Annotated in this window: 2 protein-coding genes; both read left to right on the top strand. The window is 27.2% G+C overall.

What is annotated here, in order from left to right; all coding sequences use genetic code 11:
* The first annotated feature begins 240 nt into the window (after window positions 1–240).
* Window positions 241–1,161, top strand: a complete 921-nt coding sequence (gene lpxC, locus ACTT83_RS06065) for a UDP-3-O-acyl-N-acetylglucosamine deacetylase (protein ID WP_440919198.1) — start codon at window positions 241–243, stop codon at window positions 1,159–1,161.
* A gap of 47 nt (window positions 1,162–1,208) precedes the next feature.
* Window positions 1,209–2,029: outer membrane protein assembly factor BamD (locus tag ACTT83_RS06060; RefSeq protein WP_440919197.1), on the top strand; the 821-nt coding region annotated here is incomplete at its 3' end.

The raw sequence follows: 2,029 nt of genomic DNA, 5'->3' as shown, positions 1-2,029 counted from the left end.
TAAATCAAATTTTAAGTGCCAGTTATGTAAAAAAATTTAAAGATAATACAGATAACACTATTTTTACTACAGCCAGTAGAATTATTTCAGGCCACAATAGCAATGAGGTTTTGCTGAATGGTAAAACTAACAAAAAACAGGGTTTTTTTGAGAGATTCTTTGATTTTTTTAATTAATTAGTAGTTTATCGTAATATTTGTTGTTTTCAGTTTTTTTTCTTTACATATTAAAGGTTTATTTATGTCATTGTTAAGCCAAAAAACTTTAAAAAAAATAGCAACTTTTAGTGGGGTTGGACTTCATAATGGTAAATTTGCCAAAGTATTAGTAAAGCCTTCTGAACCTAACACGGGGATTGTTTTTAAAAGAGTAGATTTACAGTCAAACAATTACGTTTACCCAAGTTTCAGTAACGTAACTAATACCTTATTAAATACAACTATATCTAACGAGCACGGAGTAAAAGTATCAACTATTGAACATTTAATGGGTGCTTTATTTGGATTAGGGATTGATAATGCACTGGTAGAAATAAATAATGAAGAGATACCAATCTTAGACGGTTCAGCAAAAGAATTTATAGAGATTTTAAAAAGTTGTGGATTAGAGAAAAGTGAGGCACCTATTAAGATAATCAAAATACAAAAAAAAATTACATATTATCAAGGAGAGAAATTTATTTCCATAGAGCCATCTAAATTAAGTTTGGATATTAATTTTAAATTGAAATTCGAAAATTGTTTGATTGGAAATCAAGAAAATAAAGTAAATGTGTACGAGGATGATTTGTTAGATATTTTTAACTCAAGAACATTTTGTTTATTCGACGATGTAGAAAAAATTAAAGAAAAAGGACTTGCAAAAGGTGGAAGTTTAAATAATGCAATCGTTGTAAAGGGTAATGAAATCTTAAATTCTGAAAAGCTTAGAAATCCCAAAGAATTTGTTAATCACAAAATATTAGATTGTATTGGAGACTTATACACAAGTGGATATAGAATAATTGGTAGCGTAAATTGTTCTCAAGGCGGTCATTTTCTCACAAATCAATTGTTAAAAAAAGTGTTTGATAATAAAGAAAACTTTTCGATAATTGAAATACAAGAACGAAATCTTCCTCATACCATTCTAAATAAAACGTTATTAAAATCGATCGCTTAACATATATTGATCTTTAAAATTCTTTGGTAAGTCTGTATAAAACAGGTATGCTTAGATTTAAAATTCAAATTTTTTTAATAATTTTAGTTTTATTTAATTCGTGCTCTAAAGAAACAACACAAAAATCTATCATAAAGGAAAAAAGTTTAGAATTACAAGTTCAGGAGGCATACAATGAGGGAATGGAAGCTTTAGAGGCGGGTGATATTTTGTACGCCGCAAAAAAATTTAATGAGGCAGAAATATTATTTCCACAAGCAGTTTCAGCACCTCAATCAGCTTTAATGGCTGCCTATTCTTATTATACTCAAGACTACTATGGTGATGCTATAGCAGAATTAGAAAGATTTATTAAGTTATATAATACACATAAAGATCTAGGATACGCCTATTATTTATTAGCCATTTGCCATTATGAACAGATTGTTGATGAAAAAAAAGACTTACAATCAATAATAAAAGCTAAAGAAAATTTTAATATAATTTTAAAAGATTATCAAAATACAGAATATGCGATTGACGCAGAATTCAAAGTTGAATTAATTGACGATATTCTTGCAGCCAAAGAAATGTATTTAGGTAGATATTATTTTGATAAAAAAAAATGGATACCAGCAATAAATAGATTCAGAGAAATAATTGATAACTATGATACTACTATCTATGCAGAAGAGGCCTTGCATAGATTGGTAGAGGTACATTACACAATTGGTTTGATTGATGAAGCTGAAAAATATGCTCAATTACTTGGTTATAATTATCAATCCTCAAAATGGTATGAAAACTCTTATAGTTTATTTGATAAAACTTATAAAAAAAAGAAAAAAGAGAGATTAAAAAATAATAAAAAAAAAAAAAAAAAAAAACC

The sequence above is a fragment of the Candidatus Pelagibacter sp. genome (assembly GCF_052049775.1).
Taxonomy (GTDB): domain Bacteria; phylum Pseudomonadota; class Alphaproteobacteria; order Pelagibacterales; family Pelagibacteraceae; genus Pelagibacter.
This window is presented reverse-complemented; position numbering and strand designations above follow the sequence as displayed.